The 25,037-nt window shown below is 67.3% G+C and carries 24 protein-coding genes; 20 read left to right on the forward strand and 4 right to left on the reverse strand.

Translation table 11 applies throughout. From position 1 onward, the window contains the following. Positions 1–12: 12 nt before the first annotated feature. Both B7D75_RS09405 and B7D75_RS09410 read right to left on the reverse strand, forming a co-directional pair. Positions 13–759, reverse strand: coding sequence for an SDR family oxidoreductase (locus B7D75_RS09405; protein ID WP_107113938.1), 747 nt, complete (start codon positions 757–759; stop codon positions 13–15). 16 nt (positions 760–775) lie between these two features. Beyond that, positions 776–1,579 (reverse strand): GNAT family N-acetyltransferase, encoded by an 804-nt coding sequence (locus B7D75_RS09410; protein WP_034078379.1) that lies wholly within the window; start codon positions 1,577–1,579, stop codon positions 776–778. Between the two features lie 157 nt (positions 1,580–1,736). On the opposite strand from B7D75_RS09410, the gene B7D75_RS09415 reads away from it, so the two are divergent. Beyond that, a complete protein-coding gene (locus B7D75_RS09415; protein WP_003156247.1) occupies positions 1,737–2,186 on the forward strand; it encodes an Hsp20 family protein in 450 nt (149 codons plus the stop codon). Positions 2,187–2,264: 78 nt separating this feature from the next. Here B7D75_RS09415 and B7D75_RS09420 read toward each other — a convergent pair whose 3' ends face one another. Next, positions 2,265–2,882 (reverse strand): helix-turn-helix domain-containing protein, encoded by a 618-nt coding sequence (locus B7D75_RS09420; RefSeq protein ID WP_012075050.1) that lies wholly within the window; start codon positions 2,880–2,882, stop codon positions 2,265–2,267. Between the two features lie 97 nt (positions 2,883–2,979). Between B7D75_RS09420 and B7D75_RS09425 the strand changes: the two genes are divergently transcribed. The 3 genes from B7D75_RS09425 to B7D75_RS09435 all read left to right on the forward strand — a co-directional run bounded on the left by B7D75_RS09425 (position 2,980) and on the right by B7D75_RS09435 (position 5,650). Next, positions 2,980–4,107, forward strand: a complete 1,128-nt coding sequence (locus B7D75_RS09425) for an NAD(P)/FAD-dependent oxidoreductase (protein ID WP_079385067.1) — start codon at positions 2,980–2,982, stop codon at positions 4,105–4,107. Between the two features lie 33 nt (positions 4,108–4,140). Further along, positions 4,141–4,518, forward strand: coding sequence for a RidA family protein (locus B7D75_RS09430; protein WP_034078380.1), 378 nt, complete (start codon positions 4,141–4,143; stop codon positions 4,516–4,518). Between the two features lie 64 nt (positions 4,519–4,582). Beyond that, a complete protein-coding gene (locus B7D75_RS09435; protein WP_043103298.1) occupies positions 4,583–5,650 on the forward strand; it encodes a YkvI family membrane protein in 1,068 nt (355 codons plus the stop codon). Positions 5,651–5,661: 11 nt separating this feature from the next. On the opposite strand, the gene B7D75_RS09440 is transcribed toward B7D75_RS09435, so the two are convergent. Continuing rightward, positions 5,662–6,555 (reverse strand): LysR family transcriptional regulator, encoded by an 894-nt coding sequence (locus B7D75_RS09440; protein WP_012075053.1) that lies wholly within the window; start codon positions 6,553–6,555, stop codon positions 5,662–5,664. Between the two features lie 162 nt (positions 6,556–6,717). On the opposite strand from B7D75_RS09440, the gene leuC reads away from it, so the two are divergent. The 16 genes from leuC to B7D75_RS09520 all read left to right on the forward strand — a co-directional run bounded on the left by leuC (position 6,718) and on the right by B7D75_RS09520 (position 25,002). Next, positions 6,718–8,142 (forward strand): 3-isopropylmalate dehydratase large subunit, encoded by a 1,425-nt coding sequence (gene leuC / locus B7D75_RS09445; RefSeq protein WP_003155361.1) that lies wholly within the window; start codon positions 6,718–6,720, stop codon positions 8,140–8,142. Positions 8,143–8,153: 11 nt separating this feature from the next. Then, positions 8,154–8,792: a 3-isopropylmalate dehydratase small subunit gene (gene leuD, locus B7D75_RS09450; RefSeq protein WP_034078382.1), complete on the forward strand. Its 639-nt coding sequence runs from the start codon at positions 8,154–8,156 to the stop codon at positions 8,790–8,792. A gap of 72 nt (positions 8,793–8,864) precedes the next feature. Continuing rightward, positions 8,865–9,626, forward strand: a complete 762-nt coding sequence (locus B7D75_RS09455; RefSeq protein ID WP_043103296.1) for a class I SAM-dependent methyltransferase — start codon at positions 8,865–8,867, stop codon at positions 9,624–9,626. A 58-nt stretch (positions 9,627–9,684) separates the two neighbouring features. Beyond that, positions 9,685–10,767: a 3-isopropylmalate dehydrogenase gene (gene leuB / locus B7D75_RS09460; RefSeq protein ID WP_034078383.1), complete on the forward strand. Its 1,083-nt coding sequence runs from the start codon at positions 9,685–9,687 to the stop codon at positions 10,765–10,767. Positions 10,768–10,836: 69 nt separating this feature from the next. Next, on the forward strand, positions 10,837–11,949 hold the full coding sequence (gene asd, locus B7D75_RS09465) for an aspartate-semialdehyde dehydrogenase (protein WP_012075055.1): 1,113 nt from the start codon (positions 10,837–10,839) through the stop codon (positions 11,947–11,949). A gap of 101 nt (positions 11,950–12,050) precedes the next feature. Beyond that, the gene (locus B7D75_RS09470) at positions 12,051–13,061 is read left to right on the forward strand and encodes an aspartate-semialdehyde dehydrogenase (protein ID WP_058130127.1); all 1,011 of its coding nucleotides are present in this window, start codon (positions 12,051–12,053) and stop codon (positions 13,059–13,061) included. A 168-nt stretch (positions 13,062–13,229) separates the two neighbouring features. Further along, on the forward strand, positions 13,230–15,974 hold the full coding sequence (gene fimV / locus B7D75_RS09475) for a motility hub landmark protein FimV (RefSeq protein WP_107113939.1): 2,745 nt from the start codon (positions 13,230–13,232) through the stop codon (positions 15,972–15,974). Positions 15,975–15,995: 21 nt separating this feature from the next. Beyond that, a complete protein-coding gene (gene truA, locus B7D75_RS09480) occupies positions 15,996–16,853 on the forward strand; it encodes a tRNA pseudouridine(38-40) synthase TruA (protein WP_053816961.1) in 858 nt (285 codons plus the stop codon). A gap of 89 nt (positions 16,854–16,942) precedes the next feature. Further along, a complete protein-coding gene (locus tag B7D75_RS09485) occupies positions 16,943–17,578 on the forward strand; it encodes a phosphoribosylanthranilate isomerase (RefSeq protein ID WP_034078388.1) in 636 nt (211 codons plus the stop codon). 267 nt (positions 17,579–17,845) lie between these two features. After that, entirely contained in the window at positions 17,846–18,718 is an 873-nt protein-coding gene (gene accD, locus B7D75_RS09490) for an acetyl-CoA carboxylase, carboxyltransferase subunit beta (protein ID WP_012075059.1), read from the forward strand. After that, on the forward strand, positions 18,715–20,004 hold the full coding sequence (gene folC, locus B7D75_RS09495; protein WP_107113940.1) for a bifunctional tetrahydrofolate synthase/dihydrofolate synthase: 1,290 nt from the start codon (positions 18,715–18,717) through the stop codon (positions 20,002–20,004). Before accD ends, folC begins: the two co-directional genes overlap by 4 nt. Before the next feature lie 3 nt (positions 20,005–20,007). After that, positions 20,008–20,667 carry an SPOR domain-containing protein gene (locus tag B7D75_RS09500; RefSeq protein ID WP_034078390.1) on the forward strand — a complete coding sequence of 220 codons (660 nt, stop codon included), beginning with the start codon at positions 20,008–20,010 and terminating at the stop codon, positions 20,665–20,667. Positions 20,668–20,740: 73 nt separating this feature from the next. After that, complete coding sequence (locus B7D75_RS09505) at positions 20,741–21,283, forward strand: CvpA family protein (protein WP_074197483.1); 543 nt, start codon at positions 20,741–20,743, stop codon at positions 21,281–21,283. A 222-nt stretch (positions 21,284–21,505) separates the two neighbouring features. Beyond that, positions 21,506–23,011, forward strand: coding sequence for an amidophosphoribosyltransferase (purF, locus tag B7D75_RS09510; RefSeq protein WP_003154132.1), 1,506 nt, complete (start codon positions 21,506–21,508; stop codon positions 23,009–23,011). A gap of 15 nt (positions 23,012–23,026) precedes the next feature. Then, positions 23,027–24,238, forward strand: a complete 1,212-nt coding sequence (locus B7D75_RS09515; protein ID WP_107113941.1) for an O-succinylhomoserine sulfhydrylase — start codon at positions 23,027–23,029, stop codon at positions 24,236–24,238. After that, complete coding sequence (locus tag B7D75_RS09520; protein WP_012075065.1) at positions 24,235–25,002, forward strand: SDR family oxidoreductase; 768 nt, start codon at positions 24,235–24,237, stop codon at positions 25,000–25,002. Before B7D75_RS09515 ends, B7D75_RS09520 begins: the two co-directional genes overlap by 4 nt. The last annotated feature ends 35 nt before the right edge of the window (positions 25,003–25,037 follow it).

Here is a 25,037-nt window from a genome sequence, read left to right on the forward strand (position 1 = left end):
TTCGTTCGGGACCTAGCGCCCGCCGCTGACGTCGATGAAGGTCCCGGTGCTGTAGCTGGCTTCGTCCGAGGCCAGCCAGAGGATCGCCCGCGCGACTTCCTCGGCTTCGCCGCCGCGCCCCAGCGGAATGCCGCTCTTCAGGCGTTCCACTCGTCCCGGCTCGCCGCCGCTGGCGTGGATCTCGGTATCGATCAGTCCGGGCCGCACCGCGTTGACCCGGATACCCTCCGCCGCGACTTCCCTGGCCAGACCGATGGTCATGCTGTCGATGGCGCCCTTGGCGGCGGCATAGTCGATGTATTCGTTGGGCGATCCCAGTCGCGAGGCCATGGAGGATACGTTGACGATGCTGCCGCCGCGCCCGCCATGGCGGGTCGACAGGCGCTTCACCGCCTCGCGGGCGCAGAGGAAGCTGCCGGTCACGTTGGTCGCGAAGACCCGTCGCAGGCGTGCCGCGTCCATGTGTTCCAGGCGCATCTGCGGCTCCAGCATGCCGGCGTTGTTCACCAATACGTCGAAGCGGCCGAAACGCTGGTCGATAGCCTCGAACAGTCGCAGCACCTGGTGCTCCTCGGCGACGTCGGCCGCCACCGCCAGGGCTTCGCCGCCCTGGTGCTCGATGCGCTGGCGCAGCGCTTCGGCGGCCTCGCGGTTGCGCAGGTAGTTGAGAACGACCGCATAGCCGCGTTCGGCGGCGAGCAGGGCGGTAGCGGCACCGATACCGCGGCTGGCACCGGTGATCAGCATGACGTTGCGCATGGCGACGCTCTCCAGGTCAGTAGCGAGTGAAGGTCAGGTAGTCGGCGTCCCAGCCCAGGCCCTGCCAGAACAGATTGGACAGCGGCGCGTCGAGAGCCGATTGCGCGCGGATCAGGCCGGCGCCGCGCGAGCGCAGGGCCTGCTCGGCGCTGGCCACCAGTCCGCGGGCCAGGCCCTGCCGGCGCGCGTGCGGCAACACGTAGAGCTCGGCGATCTCGCCGACCCGGGCCTGGCCGTCCTCGATCTGCCAGAGGTGGGCGAGGACGAAACCGCGGGGATGCTGCTGGGCTTCCGCCAGCCAGAGCAAGCGGTTGCGCGAGGCGGCCAGGAGCAGCGCGTGGATCGCCTGCTGGTCACCGGCATCCAGGGTTTCCCCGGCTTCGCGGACATTGGCTTGCCAGAGCGCGGCCACCGCCGGGACGTCCTCTGCGCTGGCCAGGCGAACCTGGTGTTGCTCTGGCGTCGCATCGAGTTCCTGGCCGATCCGCAGCAGGTTGCCGTCGGGATCGACCAGGGCGAATTCGCGCATACCCCAGGGTTGGTCTTCCAGGGCCGTGAGGCGTGGAATTCCCTGGCCGCCCAGGCCGAGGGCCTCGGCCTGGCGATGCAGTGCCTGGGCATCCTCCAGGCGCAGGTAGGCAGCGCTGCAATTGGTCGTCGGTTCGAGCGCTTCGACCAGCGACAGGTGCAGCTCCAGTGCGCCGCGTTGGAGGATGGCGTAGGCCGGATAGCGAGCGCCAAGGTGGAAGCCGAGAGACTGGTAGAAGGCGCTGGTGCTGTCGAGGTCGCGGCAGGGGAAAGTCGGGATCGCGCGTTCCATGGCGTCTGTTCTCGAAAGGATGAGGGTCGATCTGAGCACGACGAACGGTCGTTCTCAAGACTCTTGAAATATTTCCCGCTACCCCTATCTAGTTCGTGCGGGATGCCGAAGACGGGTTCCGCACCAGAGTACTTGCTGATAATTCAGGAGATTCGCAATGAGCAACGCTTTTTCCCTCGCCCCGCTGTTCCGCCATTCCGTAGGCTTCGATCGCTTCAATGATCTGTTCGAGTCGGCCCTGCGCAATGAGGCCGGCAGTTCCTACCCGCCCTATAACGTCGAGAAGCACGGTGACGACCAGTACCGTATCGTCATCGCCGCCGCCGGCTTCCAGGAAGAAGACCTGGACCTGCAGGTCGAGCGCGGCGTGCTGACCGTCAGTGGCGGCAAGCGCGAGAAGTCCACGGACAACGTGACCTACCTGCACCAGGGCATCGCCCAGCGCGCCTTCAAGCTGTCGTTCCGCCTCGCCGACCATATCGAGGTCAAGGCGGCTTCGCTGGCCAACGGCCTGCTGAACATCGACCTGGTGCGGCTGGTTCCGGAAGAAGCCAAGCCGAAGCGTATCGCCATCAATGGCCAGCGCCCGGCACTGGACAACCAGTAACCGTCAGCGGTGATCGAAAAAAGGCGCCTTCGGGCGCCTTTTTTCATGCCGCCCCTTCCTGTGCGGTCGGAGTTTCCCTCAGCGTTCGGACATGACCACCATGACCTCGGCCTCTGCGTCTTCGCCTTCGGCCAGGTAGATATGGCCGATGCTGCTATCGAAATAGGCGGTTTCCCGTGGCCCGACGCTGACCGACTCGCCATTCTCGAACTGGATGCGTACCCGGCCGGACAGCACCAGGGCGAATTCCTGGCCAGGGTGACGGATGTAGTCGTCGAACTCGCGCCGTTCGCGGGCGATGATCCGCGCATAGAGCGGGGTCATGCTGCGTCGCGGGAAATCGCCGGCCAGCGGATGGTATTCGTAGCTGCCGGTGTTGTAGCCGGTCGCGTCGTCGACACCGCCGTGCACCACGGTCACCTGCCCGGGGGCGTCCGCCGGCGGCGGCGCGGCGCGGAAGATCTGGGCGATGTCGACTTCCAGCGCGCGGGCCGCGGCTGCCAGTTTCTCGTAGCTCACCGAGACCTGGGCCAGTTCCATCTTCGACAGGGTAGAGAGGGCCACGCCGGAACGCTCTGACAGTTGCTTGAGGGTCAGCTCGTGGCGCTTGCGGATCGCCCGCAGGCGGGCGCCGATCTCCTTGCGTTGCAACTGTTGTTGCTGGCCGGTACTGGATGGGTTCCCTGCGTCGCTCATGGAATGCCTCGTGGTCGGGGCGACCAGTTTACGCGACGGCTGGTTGACGGAGAAATTCTCATATCTTAGATTTCTCTTATGTGAGAATTTTCGAGGGATGCCCGTGAACGAAGTGCAGCGTTACGACTATGTGATCGTCGGGGCGGGGATCGCCGGCGCTTCGCTCGGCTATTACCTGGCGGACGCGGGCCGGGTGCTGCTGCTGGAGCGTGAAAGCCAGCCCGGCTACCACTCGACCGGGCGTTCCGCGGCGATGTTCATGGAGGCCTACGGCACTCCCCAGATCCAGGCTTTGACCCGTGCCAGCCGGGCTTTCTATGAACGGCCGCCGGCCGGGTTCAGCGAGCATCCGCTGCTGGCCGAGCGTGGTTGCCTCTATGTGGCGACTCACGAACAGGCGGCGGAACTGGAGGCGCGCGCCGGAATCCCCGGCGTGCAGCGGATCGACGCCGCGGAGACCCTGCGCCGCGCGCCGTGTCTCGATCCGCGGCGGATCGCCGGCGCCCTCTATGAGCCTGACGCCCGCGACCTCGATGTGCACGCGTTGCACCAGGGCTACCTGCGCGGCATGCGCCAGCGCGGCGGGGAGCTGCTGTGTTCGGCCGAGCTGCTGGCAGCCGAGGCTTGCGGCGAGGGCTGGCGCCTGCGCCTGGGCGACGGCCGGGAGCTGCAGGGTGCCTGCCTGGTGAACGCCGCCGGGGCCTGGGCCGACCAGGTTGCCGAGCTCTGCGGCATACCGCCGGTGGGACTGCAGCCGCGCCGGCGGACCGCCTTCACCTTCGAGCCTCCGGAAGGTGCCGACATCGCCGCCTGGCCAGCCGTGATCGGCATCGACGAAAGCTTCTATTTCAAGCCGGACGCCGGGCAGTTGCTGGGTTCGCCGGCCAACGCCGATCCGGTGCCAGCGCAGGATGTCCAGCCGGAGGAGCTGGATATCGCCCTGGGCGTGCATCACATCGAGCAAGTCAGCCGTCTGCGCATCCGCCGCCCCGGGCACGCCTGGGCCGGATTGCGCTCCTTCGTCGCCGATGGCGACCTGGTGATCGGTCGCGACCCGTCGCAGCCCGCCTTTTTCTGGCTGGCCGCCCAGGGCGGCTATGGCATTCAGTCGGCCGACGGTGTGGCGCGCCTGGCCCGGGCGTTGCTGCTCGAGGAGACGCTGCCGGCCGGGTTGCGCGCCGAAGGCGTGGAGCCCGAGCGGCTCGGTCCGGCGCGTCTACGCTGAGGCTTTTGCGAGTCCATCCACAGGAGATATCCCATGAGCAACGAGATCCAGCGTTACCCCAGCAGCCTGCCGTTCCCGTTTTCCCGCGCGGTGCGCGCCGGCGGTTTCCTCTTCCTCTCCGGGCAGGTACCGATGAGCGCGGGTGGCGAGGTGGTGCGCGGCGATATCCAGGCGCAGACCGAAGCGGTGATGGCGCGCATCGGCGAGACCCTGGAAAGCTGCGGGGCGCGCTTCGACCAGGTGGTGAAGGTCACCGTGTGGCTGTCGGACATGGCTCACTTCGCCGGCTTCAACGAGGTCTACCAGCGCTACGTGCAGGGGGCGCTGCCGGTGCGTTCGACGGTGACCGCCGGGCTCGCCCTGGGCGTGGACGTGGAGGTGGAGGTACAGGCCTGGGTTGGCGAGGGCTGAGTGCGCGCGATGCCATGAGGCACTGAAGATCTGCGCCGGACAATAACAACGAGAGGGCGACGGGATGAAAGATGTACTGAGGATCGCAGGGGCGTTCGTCGGCGTGATCGTGGGCGCCGGATTCGCGTCCGGCCAGGAACTGTTGATGTTCTTCGTCAACTTCGGTACCTGGGGCCTGGCCGGCGCGATGCTGGCGGCGGCGCTGTTCACCGTGCTGGGAATGCTTCTGGCCAACATGGGCGCGCGCCTGCGGGCGAGTTCGCACAAGGATGTGGTGGAAGCCATCTGCGGGCGCCGGCTGGGGAGGGCGGTGGACCTGATGGTGACGTTCTTCATGTTTGCCGTGACCGTGGTGATGCTGGCCGGCGGCGCCGCCCTGCTGGAGCAGCAGTTCGGCATCCCGGCGCTGTACGGCGGGATGCTGGTGAGCGGGCTGGTGGCGCTGGTGGTGTGCCTGGACGTGCAACGGGTGATTACCCTGATCGGCGCGGTGACGCCGTTGTTGCTGCTGATGGCCGTGCTGGTCTCGCTGTATGGCCTGTCTTCCCGCGAGCTGAGCTTCGCCGAACTCGACCGCGTCGCCGCGCAGCAGCGCGCTGGCGCCAGCCAGTGGTGGCTGGGGGCTATCCTTTACGTTTCCTACAATATCGTCGCAGGGGTACCGATTCTCGCCATCATGGGCGGCGCCGCCCGTGGCGAGCGGGTCGCGACCTGGGGCGGGGTTCTTGGCGGTGCCACGCTCGGCCTGTTGATGCTGGTGATGGGCCTTGGCCTGCTGGCGCGCCTGGACAGCCTGGCGACGGAGCCGATGCCGATGCTTGCGCTGGCCGGCGAGGCTTCGCCACTACTGGGCCTGCTGATGGCGTTGATCATCCTCGGGATGTTGCTGAACACCGCCGTCGGAACCCTCTATTCGTTCACCGCGCGGCTGTTGCCGGCGGGCACCCGGCGTTTCCGCTACGGCTCCGTCGCCGCCGCGCTGCTGGCCTTCGTTTGCAGCCTGCTGGGTTTCGTCAGCCTGGTGGGCAAGGTCTATCCGTTCTTCGGCTATCTCGGCTTCCTGCTGATCGCCGCGGTGCTGCTCGGCGGACTGCGCCTGGGCCGGCTGGCCGCGCCGCCGCGGCCGGCCTGAAGAGGGCGGGCTCAGGGGCGTAGCGGCGGGGCGGCCAGCGCCTGTTCGTCGAGCAGGCGCATGAAGGCCCGCGCGGCATTCGACAGGGTCCGCTCGGTGTGCAGGATGTAGCCGAGCTGGCGGCTGAGCTGGATATCCTGCAACGGCAGGCGCACCACCTGGTCGTCGAGCATGGTCCGCGGCAGCACGCTCCAGGCCAGGCCGATGGAGACCATCATCTTGATGGTCTCCAGGTAGTTGGTGCTCATGGCGATGTTCGGCGTCAGCCCCTCGGCCTCGAACATGCGCCGCACGATATGGTGGGTGAAGGTGTTGCCGCCGGGGAACACCGCCGGGTGCTTGGCGACGTCGGCGAGGAACACCGTGCCCTGGCGGGCCAGCGGATGCTCCGGGGCGGCGACGAAGTCCAGCGGGTCGTCCCACACCGGTACCGCGTGCACCGGTTGGGCGGTTTCCGGTGCCAAGGTGATCACCGCCAGTTCCGCACGGCCGTGCAGGATTTCCTCGTAGGCCACTTCCGAATCGAGAAACTGGATGTCCAGCGCCACCTGCGGATGCGCCCGGGTGAAGGCGCGCAGCAGCGGCGGCAGGCGGTGCAGGCCGATGTGATGGCTGGTGGCCAGGACCAGGCGGCCGCTGACCTCGCCGGTGAGGTTGTTCAACGCGCGGCGGGTGTCGTCGAGCACGTTGAGCAACTGGTAGGCGCGCGGCAGCAGGGCGCGGCCAGCCTCGGTGAGATTGACCTCGCGGCCGACCCGGTCGAACAGGCGGGCGTTGAGCTGCTGTTCCAGGGCGGCGATGCGCTTGCTCACCGCCGGTTGGGTCAGGTGCAGGCGCTCGCCGGCTTCGGAGAAGCTGCCGGTTTCGGCAATGGCTATGAAGGTGTCGAGGCTGTTCAGGTCCATCGCGGGGCTCCGCTGGTTTCGGCTGTCCGCAGCTTAGCCGCAAGACATTCCTTTTAGGAATGCTTTGGATGAAAAATATGAATTTGAGTTATTCCTTGCCAGGCCATAGGATCATCCTCACAAGCCCTGTGGGCATAGAATTGAGCTGATGAGGACATCCCGATGGCCGGCAAGACCCTCTACGACAAACTCTGGGACATGCACCTGGTCAAGCAGCGCGACGACGGCTCGGCGCTGATCTACATCGACCGCCATATCCTGCACGAAGTGACCTCGCCGCAGGCCTTCGAGGGTCTCCGCCTGGCCGGGCGCAAGCCGTGGCGGATCGACGCCAACATCGCCACCCCGGACCACAACGTGCCGACCACCCGCACCGAGCGCAAGGGCGGCCTCGCCGCCATCGCCGACGAGGTCTCGCGCCTGCAGGTGCAGACCCTCGACGAGAACTGCGACGACTTCGGCATCACCGAATTCAAGATGAACGACGTGCGCCAGGGCATCGTCCACGTGGTCGGCCCGGAGCAGGGCGCGACCCTGCCGGGGATGACCGTGGTCTGCGGCGACTCGCACACCTCCACCCATGGCGCCTTCGGCGCGCTGGCCCATGGCATCGGCACCTCCGAGGTCGAGCACGTGCTGGCGACCCAGTGCCTGGTGGCGAAGAAGATGAAGAACATGCTGGTCAAGGTCGAAGGCAAGCTGCCGGCCGGGGTCACGGCGAAGGATATCGTCCTCGCGGTGATCGGCAGGATCGGCACTGCCGGCGGCAACGGCCACGCCATCGAGTTCGCCGGCAGCGCCATCCGCGACCTGTCCATCGAAGGGCGGATGACCATCTGCAACATGTCGATCGAGGCGGGCGCCCGCGTCGGCCTGGTCGCTGTCGACCAGAAGACCATCGACTACGTGAAGGGCCGCCCGTTCGCGCCGAGCGCCGAGCAGTGGGAACAGGCCGTGGCCTGCTGGCAGGGTCTGGTGTCGGACGCCGACGCCCGTTTCGATACCGTGGTCGAGCTGGACGCCGCGCAGATCAAGCCGCAGGTCAGCTGGGGCACCTCGCCGGAGATGGTCCTGGCGGTCGACCAGAACGTGCCCGACCCGGCCCGCGAGAGCGACCCGATCAAGCGTGGCTCGATCGAGCGCGCCCTGAAGTACATGGGGTTGCAGCCGAACCAGGCGATCACCGACATCCAGCTCGACCGGGTGTTCATCGGTTCCTGCACCAACTCGCGGATCGAGGACCTGCGCGCCGCCGCCGAAGTGGCCAGGGGCCGCAAGGTCGCCGCGACCATCAAGCAGGCGCTGGTGGTGCCGGGCTCCGGCCTGGTCAAGGAGCAGGCCGAGAAAGAAGGCCTGGACCGGATCTTCATCGAGGCCGGCTTCGAGTGGCGCGAACCGGGCTGCTCCATGTGCCTGGCGATGAACCCGGACCGGCTGGAGAGCGGCGAACACTGCGCGTCGACCTCCAACCGCAACTTCGAGGGCCGCCAGGGCGCCGGTGGCCGCACTCACCTGGTCAGCCCGGCGATGGCCGCCGCCGCGGCCGTCAACGGCCGCTTCATCGATGTCCGCGAATTGCTCGCCTGAGGAGAACCGAGATGAAACCCTATACCCAGACGACCGGTCTCGTCGCTCCGCTGGATCGCGCCAACGTCGATACCGACCAGATCATTCCCAAGCAATTCCTCAAGTCGATCAAGCGCACCGGCTTCGGCCCCAATCTGTTCGACGAATGGCGCTACCTGGATGTCGGCCAGCCCGGCCAAGACAACTCGAAACGCCCGCTGAACCCGGACTTCGTCCTCAACCAGCCGCGCTACCAGGGCGCCAGCGTGCTGCTGGCGCGGGAGAACTTCGGTTGCGGCTCGTCCCGCGAGCACGCGCCCTGGGCGCTGGACGAGTATGGTTTCCGCACGGTGATCGCACCGAGCTATGCCGACATTTTCTTCAACAACAGTTTCAAGAACGGCCTGCTGCCGATCATCCTGGCCGAGGCCGAAGTGGACGAACTGTTCCGCCAGGTCGAGGCGAACGAAGGCTACCAGTTGTCCATCGACCTGGCGGCGCAGACCGTTACCCGTCCTGACGGCAAGGTGCTGGGTTTCGAGGTCGATCCGTTCCGCAAGCATTGCCTGCTCAACGGTCTCGACGACATCGGCCTGACCCTGCAGGACGCGGACGCGATCCGCGCTTTCGAGAGCGGCTACCGCCAGCAGCAGCCCTGGCTGTTCCGCTGAGCGACGCGCGAGTCCCCTTGCCGGGCGCTGCCCCTCGCGGGTAGCGCCCGGTTTTTCTCCCGGAGCAGAGCCATGAGCGACCATGATGATGTTGTGCAGCGCCAATTCGGTGCCCAGGCCTCGGCCTACCTGAGCAGCGCCGTGCATGCCGGGGGCGAGGAATTCGCCGTGCTGCGCGACGCCCTGGCCGGGCGGCCGGAGGCGCGGGTCCTGGACCTGGGTTGCGGCGCCGGCCACGTGAGCTTCCAGGTCGCCGCCCTGGTCGGGGAGGTGGTGGCCTACGACCTCTCCGCCGAGATGCTCGCCGTGGTCGCGCAGAGCGCCGCGCAAAGGGGCATGGCGAATATCCGTACCGAGCGGGGCAGGGCGGAAAGCCTGCCGTTCGCCGACGGCGACTTCGATTTCGTCTTCAGCCGCTATTCCACTCATCACTGGCGCGACGTCGGCCTGGCCCTGCGCGAGGTGCGGCGGGTGCTCAAGCCCGGCGGGGTGGCGATCTTCGTCGACGTGGCGGCGCCCGGCCAGGCCTTGCCGGATACTTTCCTGCAGACAGTCGAGATGCTCCGCGACACCAGTCACGTGCGCAACTATTCGCCGGCCGAGTGGGCGCGACTGAGCGGCGAGGCGGGTCTGGTGGTCACCGGCAGCCGGCGCCAGCGCCTGCGCCTGGAGTTCCGCTCGTGGGTCGAGCGGATGCGCACGCCGGAGGTATTCCGCGAGGCCATCCGCAGCCTGCAACTGGCGGTCGGCGAGGAAGTCAGGGAGTATTTCGAGATTGCCGACGACGGCTCGTTCAGCACCGACGTGTTGGTGCTGTGGCTGCGTCGGGAGTGACGGTTCGATCACGGCGGCGCATGTCCGCCCTTCAATGCATGAAGGACAAGAGGGTGTTATGAGCAAGCAGATCCTGGTTCTCCCCGGCGACGGTATCGGCCCGGAAATCATGGCGGAAGCGGTCAAGGTGCTGGAGGTGGCCAACGACAGGTTCCAGCTCGGCTTCGAACTGACCGAGGACGTGATCGGCGGCGCGGCCATCGACAAGCACGGCGTGCCGCTGGCCGACGCGACCCTGGAGCGTGCGCGCCAGGCCGACGCGGTGCTGCTGGGGGCCGTGGGCGGGCCGAAGTGGGACCGGATCGAGCGCGACATCCGTCCCGAGCGCGGCCTGCTGAAGATCCGCTCGCAACTGGGCCTGTTCGCCAACCTGCGTCCGGCCATCCTCTATCCACAACTGGCCGACGCCTCCAGCCTGAAGCCGGACGTGGTCGCCGGGCTGGACATCCTCATCGTTCGCGAGCTGACCGGCGGCATCTACTTCGGTCAGCCCCGCGAGCAGCGCGTGCTGGACAACGGTGAAAGGCAGGCCTACGACACCCTGCCCTACAGCGAGAGCGAGATCCGCCGCATCGCCCGGGTCGGTTTCGACATGGCCCGCGTGCGCGGCAGGAAGCTCTGCTCGGTGGACAAGGCCAACGTGCTCGCCTCCAGCCAGCTGTGGCGGGAAGTGGTGGAGGAGGTGGCGAAGGATTATCCGGACGTCGAGCTTTCCCACATGTACGTGGACAATGCCGCCATGCAGCTGGTGCGCGCGCCCAAGCAGTTCGACGTGATGGTCACCGACAACATGTTCGGCGACATCCTGTCGGACGAGGCTTCCATGCTGACCGGTTCCATCGGCATGCTGCCGTCTGCCTCGCTCGACGCGAACAACAAGGGCATGTACGAGCCCTGCCATGGTTCGGCCCCGGACATCGCCGGCCAGGGCATCGCCAACCCGTTGGCGACCATCCTCTCGGTCTCGATGATGCTGCGCTACAGCTTCGGCCAGGCTGCCGCCGCCGACGCCATCGAGCAGGCGGTGAGCAAGGTCCTCGACCAGGGGTTGCGCACCGGCGACATCTGGTCCGAAGGCTGCCGCAAGGTCGGCACCCGGGAAATGGGCGATGCCGTAGTCGCGGCACTCAAGAATCTGTAATCTGACGGGCTTGGTCGGCGCCACGATGGCTGCCGGCCAGCTCACTTCTCTCATATAGGTGTAGTTGCGATGAAGCGTGTAGGTCTGATCGGTTGGCGCGGGATGGTGGGTTCCGTGCTCATGCAGCGGATGCTGGAAGAGCGGGACTTCGACCTGATCGAGCCGGTGTTCTTCACCACGTCGAACGTCGGCGGCCAGGGCCCGGAAGTGGGCAAGGACATCGCTCCGCTGAAGGACGCCTACAGCATCGACGAACTGAAGACCCTCGACGTGATCCTGACCTGCCAGGGCGGCGACTACACCAGCGAAGTCTTCCCCAGGCTGCGCGAGGCCGGTTGGCAGGGCTACTGGATCGATGCCGCCTCCAGCCTGCGCATGGAGGACGACGCGGTGATCGTCCTCGACCCGGTCAACCGCAAGGTCATCGACCAGGCCCTGGACGCCGGCACCCGCAACTACATCGGCGGCAACTGCACGGTCAGCCTGATGCTCATGGCCCTGGGCGGCCTGTTCGAGGCGGGCCTGGTCGAGTGGATGAGCGCGATGACCTACCAGGCCGCGTCCGGCGCCGGCGCACAGAACATGCGCGAGCTGCTCAAGCAGATGGGCGCCGCCCACGCCTCGGTGGCCGATGAGCTGGCCAACCCGGCCAGCGCGATCCTCGACATCGACCGCAAGGTGGCGGAGACCCTGCGCAGCGAAGCCTTCCCCACCGAGCATTTCGGCGCGCCGCTGGGCGGCAGCCTGATCCCCTGGATCGACAAGGAACTGCCCAACGGGCAGAGCCGCGAGGAGTGGAAGGCCCAGGCGGAGACCAACAAGATCCTCGCCCGCTTCAAGAACCCGATCCCGGTCGACGGCATCTGCGTGCGCGTCGGCGCCATGCGCTGCCACAGCCAGGCGCTGACCATCAAGCTGAACAAGGACGTGCCGCTGACCGACATCGAAGGCCTGATCAGCCAGCACAACCCCTGGGTCAAGCTGGTGCCGAACCACCGCGAGGTGAGCATGCGTGAACTGACCCCGGCGGCCGTCACCGGGACCCTCGGCGTTCCGGTCGGGCGCCTGCGCAAGCTGAACATGGGCTCCCAGTACCTGGGCGCCTTCACCGTTGGCGACCAACTGCTGTGGGGCGCCGCCGAGCCGCTGCGGCGCATGCTGCGCATCCTGCTGGAGCGCTGACCGATCCGGCGTCGCCCGCAATGGGCGGCGCCTCGATTGCCTGGGCGAGGGTGGGCAAGTAAAGTGCCACGCCTATTTCGCAGACCGCCGAGGCTTTTCCCATGTCCCAGCCCCTCAATGTCGCAGTCGTAGGCGCCACCGGTTCGGTCGGCGAGGCTCTGGTCGGGCTCCTCGACGAGCGTGATTTCCCCCTGCATCGTCTCCATCTGCTGGCCAGCGCCGAGTCGGCCGGGCAGCGCATGGGCTTCGCCGAAAGCAGCCTGCGGGTCGGCGACATCGCCGCCTTCGACTTCTCCAGCGTCGGCCTGGCCTTCTTCGCCGCGGGCGCCGAGGTGTCCCGCGCGCACGCCGAGCGCGCCCACGCGGCGGGCTGTTCGGTGATCGATCTGAGCGGCGCCCTGGAGGCCGCGCGCGCGCCGCTGGTCATGGCTTCGGTCAACGAGCAGCGGCTGGCCGGGCTGCAGGCCCCGTTCATGCTGTCGAGTCCCTGCGCGCCGGCCGCCGAGTTGTGCGAAGTGCTCAACCCGCTGCTTGGCGCCCTGGACTGCCGGCAGTTGAACCTGACGGCCTGCCTCTCGGTGTCCAGCCGGGGGCGCGAAGGGGTCCGGGAACTGGCCCGGCAGACCGCCGAGCTGCTCAATGCGCGGCCACTGGAGCCGCGCCTGTTCGACCGCCAGGTGGCGTTCAACCTGCTGGCCCAGGTCGGCGCGGTGGATGCCCAGGGGCATAGCGAGATCGAGCGGCGCATCTTCGCCGAGGTGCGGGCCCTGCTCGGCGAGCGCGTCGGGCCGCTGAACGTCACATGCATCCAGGCGCCGGTGTTCTTCGGCGACAGCCTCAGCGTCACCCTGCAATGCGCGGAGCCGGTGGACCTGGCGGCGCTGACCGCGATCCTCGAGGCGACGAAAGGCATCGAGTGGGTGGGCGACGGCGATTATCCGACGGTGGTCGGCGACGCCCTCGGTCAGGACGAGATCTATGTCGGCCGGGTGAGGGCGGGGCAGGGTGATCCCTGTCAGGTCAATTTGTGGATTGTGTCTGATAATGTGCGAAAAGGTGCGGCGCTGAGCGCCGTGCTCCTGGGTGAGTTGTTGATAAAACACTATCTGTAAAAGATACTTACCCACAGATTTGTAGAATCATTCGAGCTTGTTAATACTGGTTCGATCCGCTGCTGCCGGGGAGCGTCCGTCCACACATGGCTGGACGAGCGGACAGCAAGCACCGACGCACTCCCTCTCGTGAATCGAGAAAAGATATTAAAACCAAGGGATTACACTATGGTTCGGCTTCGTACACTGGTTCGGGCAATCGCGGCGGCCTCGGTCCTGACTTCCGGCATGGCGCACGGGTTGGGACTCGGTGAAATAACCCTGAAGTCGGCGTTGAACCAGCCGCTGGATGCCGAGATCGAGCTGCTCGAAGTCCGCGACCTGAGTTCGGGCGAGGTGATCCCGAGCCTGGCGTCGCCGGAGGAATTCAGCAAGGCGGGCGTCGATCGCCTGTACTACCTTACCGACCTGAAGTTCACCCCGGTGGTGAAGCCCAACGGCAAGAGCGTCATCCGCGTGACCTCGTCGAAGCCGGTGCAGGAACCCTACCTGAACTTCCTCGTCCAGGTCCTCTGGCCGAACGGCCGCCTGCTGCGCGAATACACCGTCCTGCTGGATCCGCCGCTGTACTCGCCGCAGGCCGCGGCGAGCGCCCCGCAGGCACCGGTCAGCGCGCCGCGGGCGAGCAGCGCTCCACGTGCCCCGCAGGCGCCGTCCCCGGCCCCGGTGCGGACCACCGCGCCGGCCGGCAGCGAGACCTATCGCACCGTGTCCAACGACACGCTGTGGGAGATCGCCCAGCGCAACCGTACCGACCGGGTTTCCGTGCCGCAGGCGATGCTCGCCTTCCAGGAACTGAATCCGGGCGCCTTCGTCGATGGCAACATCAACCGGCTGAAGAGCGGCCAGGTCCTGCGCATCCCCACCGAACAACAGATGCTGGAGCGCTCCCCGCGCGAGGCGCTGTCCCAGGTGCAGGCGCAGAACCAGAGCTGGCGCGGCAGCCGCAATCCGGCCGCGGCCAGCGCCGGCGCCCGGCAATTGGACGCGACCCAGCGCAGCGCCGCCGGTTCGGCGCCGGCCAAGGTCGACGCCCCGGACAACCTGCGCCTGGTTTCCGGCGAAGGCAAGGCCAGCAAGGGGGCCGACAAGGGCGCCAAGGGTGACAGCAAGGCGATCGCCGACACCCTGGCGGTGACCAAGGAAAGCCTGGACAGCACCCGTCGCGAGAACGAAGAACTGCAGAGCCGCATGCAGGACCTGCAGAGCCAGCTGGACAAGCTGCAGAAGCTGATCCAGCTGAAAGACGCGCAGTTGGCCAAGCTGCAGGGGCAATTGGCTGCCGAAGGCCAGGGCGTAGCCCAGCCGGGTGCGGCCCAGGTGGATGCCGGCGCCGCTGCGCAAGCTCCCGCCGCCGCAGCGCCGACCCCGGCTCCCGCCGGCGAGGCGCCAGCCGCTCCGGCGCAGCCTCCGGTAGCGCCGCCGCCCGCGCCAGCGGCCGAGACCCCGCCGGCACCAGCCGCACCGGCCCCGGTACGGACGGAAGAACCGGCGGAAGCGAGTTTCCTCGACGAGTTGCTGGCCAATCCGCTGTGGCTGGCGGTGATCGGCGGTAGCGCGCTGCTGGCCTTGCTGGTCCTGCTGATGATTCTGTCCCGGCGCAATGCGCAGAAGGAGAAGGACGAGGCTGCGGCCCTGGCGGCGGAAGCCGGCGAGGAACAGGAGGATGCGCTGGACCTGGGAAAGGACGGCTTCGACGACCTGACCCTCGACGAGCCTGAGCCGCAGGTCGCGGCCGTTGCGGCGTCGACCGAGAAGACCACCGCGCAGACTTCCGATGCACTGGGCGAGGCCGATATCTACATCGCCTACGGACGCTTCAACCAGGCCGCCGAACTGCTGCAGAACGCCATTTATGACGAGCCGCAGCGCAGCGACCTGCGCCTCAAGCTGATGGAAGTCTATGCCGAGATGGGCGATCGCGAAGGCTTCGCCCGCCAGGAAAACGAACTGCGCGAGATCGGTGGCGCCCAGCCGCAGGTCGAGCAGCTCAAGTCGCGCTACCCGGCGATGGTGGCGGTGGCCGCGGTTGCCGGCCTGGCCGGCGCCAAGCTGGCGCAGGACGAACTGGACAGCTTCAGCCTCGACGACCTGTCGCTGGACCACACCGGTCATGCGGCCGGGCAGGACGCGGCCGGGCAGGACCTCGACGACGCCTTCGACCTGAGCCTGGATGACCTCGATGGCGATCTCGGCGGTGACGAGGTGCAGGCCGACCTCAAGTCCGATAGCGGTGCGCTGGACGACCTGACCCTGGACAGCGATCTCGACCTGGCTGCCTCGGCGCCGGCGGAGAAGCCGGCCGATGACCTCGATTTCGGCCTGGACTTCGCCGACCTGGCGGAGACCCCGGTCGACGCCAAGGGCGACGGCCTGGGTGATTTCTCCCTGGACCTCGATGCGCCGGAAGACAAGCTGTCGGATGACGATTTCCTGCTCTCGCTGAATGACGACGCGCCCGCCGCGGCGCCCGCCGACAACGGGTTCGGCCTCGACACCGAGGCCGCCGACGAGCCGTCGTTGTCCCTGCCGGACGACTTCGACCTGTCGCTGGCCGACGAACCGGTGGAACCGGCCGTCCCGGCGAAGAGCGAAGACAGTTTTGCCGCCCAGTTGGACGAGGTGAGTGCGCAGTTGGACGAATTGGCCAGCAATCTTGACGAGCCGAAGAATGCGGCGCCGAGCTTCTCGGCCGAGGATGCGGCGATCGCCTCGACCCTGGATGGGGAATCCGACGACGACTTCGATTTCCTTTCCGGCGCCGATGAAGCGGCGACCAAGCTGGATCTGGCGCGTGCCTATATCGACATGGGTGACAGCGAGGGCGCGCGCGATATCCTCGAGGAAGTCCTGGCCGAAGGCAACGACAGCCAGCAGGCGGAAGCCCGCGAGTTGCTGGAGCGCCTGGCCTGATCCGGAAATGAAGCGACCCACATGAACGATGTTGTTTCGCCAGCGGCAGCCGAATCGGCTGCCGCTGGCGTTTCCAGAATCGCCCTCGGCGTCGAGTACAAGGGCTCCCGCTATCGTGGCTGGCAGCGCCAGGAGGTCGGCGTGCCTTCCGTGCAGGAAGCGCTGGAGCGCGCCTTGTCGAAGGTCGCCGCCGAGTCGGTCGGGGTGATCTGCGCCGGCCGTACCGACGCCGCAGTGCATGCCAGCGGCCAGGTGGTGCACTTCGACACCGCGGTGGAGCGGCCGTTGAAAGCCTGGGTCATGGGCACCAATGCCAACCTGCCCGGCGACATCAGCGTGACCTGGGCGCGGGTGATGCCGGCGCATTTCCACGCGCGCTTCTCGGCCATGGCCCGGCGCTACCGCTACGCCATCTACAACGACCCGATCCGCCCGGCGCACCTGGCCGAGGAGGTCACCTGGAACCATCGGCCGCTGGATATCGAGCGGATGCGCGAGGCGGCCCAGGTGCTGGTCGGCACCCACGACTTCACCTCGTTCCGCGCGGTGCAGTGCCAGGCCAGGTCGCCGGTCAAGACCATGCATCACGTGCGCCTGCTGGAGCATGGTCGGTTGATCGTGCTGGACATCCGCGGTAACGCTTTCCTTCACCATATGGTGCGCAACATCGCTGGCGTGCTGATGACCATCGGTGCCGGCGAGCGGCCGATCGAATGGGCGAAGGAAGTGCTCGAGGCGCGCGACCGGCGCGCCGGCGGGGTCACTGCCCACCCTTACGGACTCTATTTGGTGCGGGTGGAGTACCCCGGGGAATTCGAATTGCCCGAGCGATACCTGGGGCCGCATTTCCTTTCCGGATTGCCCGATATCGTCGGCTGACGTCGAAACGGGCTTTTGCTACCATCGAGAATTCCCGGCGGGCCGGCTGTCCGCCGGTTCGTCGCTCACTCTCCGAGGGTTCTCCGTCGTTGCCAGCCGTTCGCATCAAGATCTGCGGTATCACCCGAGTCGAGGACGCCCTGGCCGCCGCTGCGGCGGGAGCCGATGCCATCGGCCTGGTGTTCTACGCGAAGAGCCCGCGCGCGGTGAATATCCACAGGGCGCGGGAGATCGTTCGTGCTCTGCCGCCGTTCGTGACCAGCGTCGGCCTGTTCGTCAACGCCAGCCGCTGCGAACTGGGCGAGATTCTCGATGCTGTGCCGCTGGACCTGCTGCAATTCCATGGTGACGAGCGCGCCGAGGACTGCGAGGGACATCGGCGTCCCTACCTGAAAGCCCTGCGGATGAAGCCCGGCGACGACATCCTCGCGCGCGTGGCGGATTATCCGGGAGCTGCCGGGATTCTTCTGGACACCTATGTGGAGGGCGTTCCCGGTGGCACGGGGGCGGCGTTCGATTGGTCGCTGGTGCCGGCTGGCCTGGGGAAACCCCTGGTGCTGGCAGGTGGTCTGACGGCGAACAATGTCGCCGACGCCGTCGCGCAGGTGCAGCCGTATGCGGTGGACGTCAGCGGCGGCGTCGAGGCGAGCAAGGGAATCAAGGATGCGGCGAAGGTCCGCGCCTTCGTCGACGCGGTGCGTTCGCGCGGTCGCGACGAGGCCTGATGTGACGACGGACGGTTCGCCGCCGTCCACTAGCGTGTCGCCGTTTCCGCGACAGCGCCGGGTCGCCGAGAGGGCGACCAGATATTTCGCGGTGCCCGCCTGCCGGGTATCGCCCAGGTGAGCGCCTTGGCGGGGGAAGGGCTGGCGGCGAGACGCATCGCAGCCGTGCAGCCCGCCATCGCTGGCGGTCACGAAGATGAATTTGCTCAGGGACGTCGCCACCGGATCGGTGCGGCCATCCCGACCTTGCACTGGAGAACAAAGAGCATGAGCAACTGGCTGGTAGACAAGCTGATCCCTTCCATCATGCGTTCCGAGTCCCAGAAGAGCTCGGTGCCGGAAGGCCTGTGGCACAAATGCCCGTCCTGCGAAGCCGTGCTGTACCGTCCGGAGCTGGAAAAGACCCTGGATGTCTGTCCGAAGTGCGACCACCACATGCGCATCAACGCGCGTACCCGCCTGGACATCTTCCTCGACGAGGAAGGCCGCGAGGAACTGGGCGCCGACCTGGAGCCGGTGGACCGCCTGAAGTTCCGCGACAGCAAGAAGTACAAGGATCGCCTCTCCGCGGCGCAGAAGGATACCGGCGAGAAGGACGCGCTGATCGCCATGAGCGGCAAGCTGGAGGGCATGCCGGTGGTCGCCTGCGCCTTCGAGTTCTCCTTCATGGGTGGTTCCATGGGCGCCATCGTCGGCGAGCGCTTCGTCCGCGCGGCCAACGTCGCCCTGGAACAGCGCTGCCCGCTGATCTGCTTCTCCGCTTCCGGTGGCGCGCGCATGCAGGAAGCGCTGATCTCGCTGATGCAGATGGCCAAGACCTCGGCGGTCCTGGCGCGCCTGCGCGAGGAAGGCATCCCGTTCGTCTCGGTGCTGACCGACCCGGTCTACGGCGGTGTTTCCGCCAGCCTGGCGATGCTCGGCGACGTGATCGTCGGCGAGCCCAAGGCGCTGATCGGCTTCGCCGGCCCCCGCGTGATCGAGCAGACCGTCCGCGAGAAACTGCCGGAAGGCTTCCAGCGCAGCGAGTTCCTCCTCGAGCACGGTGCCATCGACATGATCGTGCACCGTGGCGAGTTGCGTCCGCGCCTGGCCAGGCTGCTGTCGGCCTTCACTCATTCGCCGAGCCCCGTATCCGCATGACCCGGCGTTCCCTGGCCGATTGGCTGAGCTATCTCGAACATCTCCATCCGACGGCCATCGACATGGGCCTGGAGCGTTCCCGCGAGGTAGCGCGCCGGCTCGGCCTGGGAAGACCGGCGAAACGCGTGGTCACCGTCACCGGGACCAACGGCAAGGGCTCCACCTGCGCCTTGCTCGCCGAGTTGCTGCGCGAGCAGGGATTGTCGGTCGGGGTCTACAGCTCGCCGCATCTGTTGCGCTACAACGAGCGGGTGCGGATCGATGGCGTCGAGGCGAGCGATGCGCAGCTGTGCGAAGCCTTCGCCGCGGTGGAAGCCGCACGTGGCGAGATTTCCCTGACCTATTTCGAAATGGGCACCCTGGCCGCCTTCTGGTTGTTCGAACGTGCCGGGCTGGAGTTCGCGGTGCTGGAGGTCGGTCTCGGCGGTCGCCTGGACGCGGTCAACCTGATCGATGCCGACCTGGCGTTGATCACCAGTATCGGCCTGGATCATGCCGACTGGCTGGGCGATACCCGCGACAGCGTGGCTTTCGAGAAAGCCGGCATCCTGCGCGCCGGCAAGCCAGCCCTGTGCGGCGACCTCGATCCGCCGCAGCCGTTGCTCGAGCAGGTGGCGACGCTCGGCGCGCCGTTCTACCTGCGCGGCCGTGACTACGACCTGGCGCTCGCCGATCATGGCTGGCACTGGCGCGGACTGGCCGTGGACGGCCAGGCGTTGGCCCTGCACGACCTGCCGTTGCTCGACCTGCCCATGGAAAACGCCGCGCTGGCCCTGCAGGCCTACGCGCTGCTCGACCTGCCCTGGCAGGCGCACGGCCTCGCCGAGGCCTTGCGACGGACCCGGGTCAGCGGTCGTCTCGATCGCCGCGGCCTGTCCTGGAACGGCCAGCCGCGCCAGCTGCTGCTGGATGTCGGGCACAATCCCCAGGCCGCCCAGTACCTGGCGCAGCGGTTGCGCGCGGCACCGCCGCGAGGCCGTTACCTGTCGGTATTCGGTCTGCTGGCGGACAAGGACCTCAATGGCGTGCTGGAACCCTTGACCGGCTTGGTGCAGGATTGGGCCGTTGCACCGTTGCCGACCCCGCGTTCGCGGCCGGCGGCGGAGCTGGAAGCGGCGCTGATCCTGCGCCAGGTTCCGGCGAGCAGCCATGCGGATATCGCCGCCGCCCTGGAGGCGCAGTGCGCCAAGGCGTCCGCGGACGATGTCATTCTGCTGTTCGGATCGTTCTACAGCGTGGCCGAAGGCTTGCAATGGCTGGCCCATAGAACGGATAAGGGGGAGTAAACCATGGCCTTGCTGGAAAGAGGGCTGAAGCAGCGTATCGTCGGGGCGCTGGTGCTGATCGCCCTGGCGGTGATCTTCCTGCCGATGCTGTTCACCCGCGAAGACGAGTCGCGCCAGGTCGTGGTGGAAGCGCCGCCGCGCCCGCAATCGCCGGCGATGCCCAGCGTCGAGGTGCAGCCGACCGAAGTGCCGGAGCTGCAACCCGGCGAAGAAGACATTGCGCCGGAAATCGTCCAGGAGGGCACTCCGGCCACCGCCGGCCAGCCCAGCCAGCCGATCGGCGGCCTGCCGACGTCTCCTCCGGCCGCCCAGCCGCCAGCACAGGTTCAGGCCCCGGCTGCCAGCACGCCGCCGAGCCAGCCGCAACCGGCCGCTGCGCCGCCGAGCCAGCCAGCCGCGGAGAAACGCCTGGACGCCAACAACCTGCCGCAGAGCTGGTCGGTGCAGCTGGCCAGCCTGTCCAACCGGGCGCGCGCCGAGGAATTGCAGAAGACCCTGCGTTCCCAGGGCTACAACGCCTATATCCGCAGTTTCGACGGGATGAACCGGGTCTTCGTCGGGCCGGTGATCCAGCGCGCCGAGGCCGATCGCCTGCGTGACCAGCTGAGCAAGCAGCAGAAGCTCAACGGCTTCGTCGTGCGTTTCCAGCCGGAACGCGGTTGACCGCCACCCGCGGCTTACCGTCGCGGGCGCGCTCTGCTAAAATGCAGCGCCTTTTCTGCTTGTGGGCTGCATAGTGGCATTTACCTGGGTCGATTGGACGATGGTCGCCATCATCGTCGTTTCCAGCCTGATCAGTCTGAGTCGCGGCTTCGTCAAGGAAGCCTTGTCCCTGCTTACCTGGATAGTCGCCGGCGCGGTGGCCTGGATGTTCGGCGGGGCGCTGGCGCAGCACCTGGGCGAATACATCCAGACCCCCTCGGCCCGCATCATCGCAGCCTGCGCGCTGCTGTTCATCGCGACCCTGCTGCTCGGGGCGCTGGTCAACTACCTCATCGGCGAACTGATCCGGGTCACCGGCCTGTCCGGTACCGACCGCTTCCTCGGCATGGTCTTCGGCGGTGCGCGTGGCGTGCTGCTGGTCGTGCTGCTGGTCGGCCTGCTCAGCCTGGCCCCGGTGCAACAGGACCCCTGGTGGCAGCAGTCGGTGCTGATGCCGCATTTCCTGATGGTCGCCGACTGGTCGAAGAACTTCATTCTCGGTTTCGCCGGCCAGTGGTTGCCGGCCGCGCCGATCACGCCACCGAGCGGCGTCGGCGGGCTGCTTCCCAGCCAGTGATTTTGGCGGGACACTGGCCGAGGCCGGGTTCCGTGTTTTTCCAGGGCGGCGCGTCGATGGCGCGGCGTCGGCGGCACAGGAGGTGCCGCGAGCCAGTCGGCGGCGAGGGTCGCCGATTCGCGGGAGCCAGCGGCCGACGAGGCGCTGGTCAGCTCGATGGTCCGGGACGGGCCGATCGCGCTTCCCATCTTTCCAGCTTGAGCCAAGTAGGGGTTGCGTCACATGTGTGGCATCGTCGGTATCGTGGGCAAGTCGAACGTCAATCAGGCGCTGTATGACGCGCTCACCGTCCTCCAACATCGCGGCCAGGACGCTGCCGGTATCGTCACCTGCCATGACGATAAGCTGTACCTGCGCAAGGACAACGGCCTGGTCCGCGACGTCTTCCAGCAGCGCCACATGCAGCGCCTGATCGGCAGCGTCGGCATCGGCCATGTGCGCTACCCGACCGCCGGCAGCTCCAGTTCGGCGGAAGCGCAGCCGTTCTACGTCAACTCGCCCTATGGCATCACCCTGGCGCACAACGGCAACCTGACCAACGTCGAGCAACTGGCCAAGGAAATCTACGAGTCCGACCTGCGCCACGTGAACACCAACTCCGACTCGGAAGTGCTGCTCAACGTGTTCGCCCACGAACTGGCGGTGCGCAACAAGCTGCAGCCCACCGAGGAGGACATCTTCGCCGCGGTCTCCGGCGTGCACGACCGCTGCGTCGGCGGTTACGCGGTGGTGGCGATGATCACCGGCCACGGCATCGTCGGTTTCCGCGACCCCAACGCGATCCGGCCGATCGTCTTCGGCCAGCGCCACACCGAGAATGGCGTCGAATACATGATCGCCTCCGAGAGCGTGGCCCTGGACGTGCTCGGCTTCACCCTGATCCGCGACCTGGCGCCGGGCGAGGCGGTGTACATCACCGAGGAAGGCAAGCTCTACACCCGCCAGTGCGCCAAGGCGCCGAAATACGCGCCGTGCATCTTCGAGCACGTCTACCTGGCGCGTCCGGACTCGATCATGGACGGCATCTCGGTGTACAAGGCGCGCCTGCGGATGGGCGAGAAGCTCGCCGACAAGATCCTCCGCGAGCGTCCCGAACACGATATCGACGTGGTCATCCCGATCCCGGACACCAGCCGCACCGCGGCGCTGGAGCTGGCCAACCGGCTCGGCGTGAAGTTCCGCGAGGGCTTCGTCAAGAACCGCTACATCGGCCGCACCTTCATCATGCCCGGCCAGGCGGCGCGGAAGAAATCCGTGCGGCAGAAGCTCAACGCCATCGAGCTGGAATTCCGTGGCAAGAACGTCATGCTGGTGGACGACTCGATCGTCCGCGGCACCACCTGCAAGCAGATCATCCAGATGGCCCGCGAGGCCGGCGCGAAGAACGTATACTTCTGCTCCGCCGCGCCAGCGGTGCGCTATCCCAACGTCTACGGCATCGACATGCCGAGCGCGCACGAGCTGATCGCGCACAATCGCAGCACCGAGGACGTCAGTAAGCTGATCGGTGCCGACTGGCTGGTCTACCAGGACCTGCCGGACCTGATCGACGCGGTCGGCGGCGGCAAGATCAAGATCGACCGCTTCGACTGCGCCGTGTTCGACGGCGAATACGTGACCGGCGACGTCAACGAGGCCTATCTGAACCGGATCGAACAGGCGCGCAACGATGCGACCAAGGCGAAGAGCCAGGCGGTCAGCGCGATCATCGACCTGTACAACGACTGAAAGGGGGAGAGCGGCATGACACAGGATTGGGATGCCGGGCGCCTCGACAGCGACCTGGAAGGCGCGGCCTTCGACACCCTGGCGGTGCGCGCCGGGCAGCGGCGGACGCCCGAGGGCGAGCACGGCGAGGCGCTGTTCACCACCTCCAGCTATGTGTTCCGCACCGCCGCCGACGCTGCCGCGCGCTTCGCCGGCGAAGTGCCGGGCAACGTCTATTCGCGCTACACCAACCCCACTGTGCGCACCTTCGAGGAGCGCATCGCCGCCCTCGAGGGAGCCGAACAGGCGGTGGCCACGGCGTCGGGCATGTCGGCGATCCTCGCCCTGGTGATGAGCCTGTGCAGCGCCGGCGACCATGTGCTGGTCTCGCGCAGCGTGTTCGGTTCGACCATCAGCCTGTTCGACAAGTACTTCAAGCGCTTCGGCATCCAGGTCGACTATCCGCCGTTGAACGATCTCACGGCCTGGGAAGCGGCGTGCAAGCCGAATACCAAGCTGTTCTTCGTCGAGTCGCCGTCCAACCCGCTGGCCGAACTGGTGGATATCGCCGCGCTCGCCGAGATCGCCCATGCCAGGGGCGCGCTGCTGGCGGTGGACAACTGCTTCTGCACGCCGGCCCTGCAGCAGCCGCTGAAGCTCGGAGCGGACGTGGTGATCCACTCCGCGACCAAATACATCGATGGCCAGGGCCGGGGCATGGGTGGGGTGGTCGCCGGGCGCGGCGAGCAGATGAAGGAGGTGGTCGGCTTCCTCCGTACCGCCGGTCCGACCCTCAGCCCGTTCAATGCCTGGCTGTTCCTCAAGGGGCTGGAAACCCTGCGCATCCGCATGCAGGCGCATTGCGCCAGCGCCCAGGCCCTGGCGGAGTGGCTGGAACGCCAGCCGGGCATCGAGCGGGTCTACTACGCCGGCCTGCGGAGCCACCCGCAGCATGAGTTGGCCTGTCGTCAGCAGAGCGGTTTCGGCGCGGTGGTCAGTTTCGACGTGAAGGGCGGGCGCGATGCCGCCTGGCGCTTCATCGACGCCACGCGGATGGTCTCGATCACCACCAACCTGGGCGATACCAAGACCACCATCGCCCATCCGGCGACCACCTCCCACGGCCGCCTGTCCGCCGAGGACCGGGCGCGCGCCGGGATCGGCGACAGCCTGATCCGGGTCGCCGTCGGCCTGGAAGATCTCGACGACCTCAAGGCCGACATGGCCCGGGGGCTGGCCGCGCTGTGAACGAAGGCAACCTGCGAGGCAACGGCAAGGTCGCGCTGGTCACCGGGGCGGCCCGTGGCATCGGCCTGGGCATCAGCGCCTGGCTGATCGCCGAGGGCTGGCAGGTGGTGCTCGCCGACAATGACCGCGAACGTGGCGCCAGGGTTGCCGAGGCGCTCGGTGAGCAGGCCTGGTTCGTCGCCATGGACGTGGCCCAGGAGAGCCAGGTGGCGATGAGCGTGGCCGAGGTGCTCGGCCAGTTCGGTCGCCTGGACGCGCTGGTGTGCAACGCCGCCATCGCCAATCCGCGCAATACCCCGCTGGAGGCGCTGACCCTCGGCGAATGGACCCGTACCCTGGCGGTCAACCTGAACGGCCCGATGCTGCTGGCCAAATACTGCACGCCCTACCTGCGCGCGCACAGCGGCGCCATCGTCAACATCGCCTCCACCCGCGCCCACCAGTCAGAGCCCGATTCCGAAGCCTACGCGGCGAGCAAGGGCGGGTTGCTGGCGCTGACCCACGCGCTGGCCGCCAGCCTCGGCCCTGAAATCCGTGTCAACGCGGTCAGCCCCGGCTGGATCGATACCCGCGACGTGGCCGAACGCGAGGCCGCGCCGCTGACCGAGCTGGACCACGACCAGCACCCGGTCGGCCGGGTCGGCAGCGTCGAGGACGTGGCCTCGCTGGTGGCCTGGCTGCTGTCCGAGGACGCCGGCTTCGTCACCGGCCAGGAGTTCCTGGTCGACGGCGGCATGACGCGGAAGATGATCTACCTCGACTGAGTCGCGCCATGGCGGTATGAAAAAAAGGCGCTGTC

It is taken from the genome of Pseudomonas paraeruginosa (genome assembly GCF_003025345.2).
In the GTDB taxonomy this organism is placed as follows: Bacteria; Pseudomonadota; Gammaproteobacteria; order Pseudomonadales; family Pseudomonadaceae; genus Pseudomonas; species Pseudomonas paraeruginosa.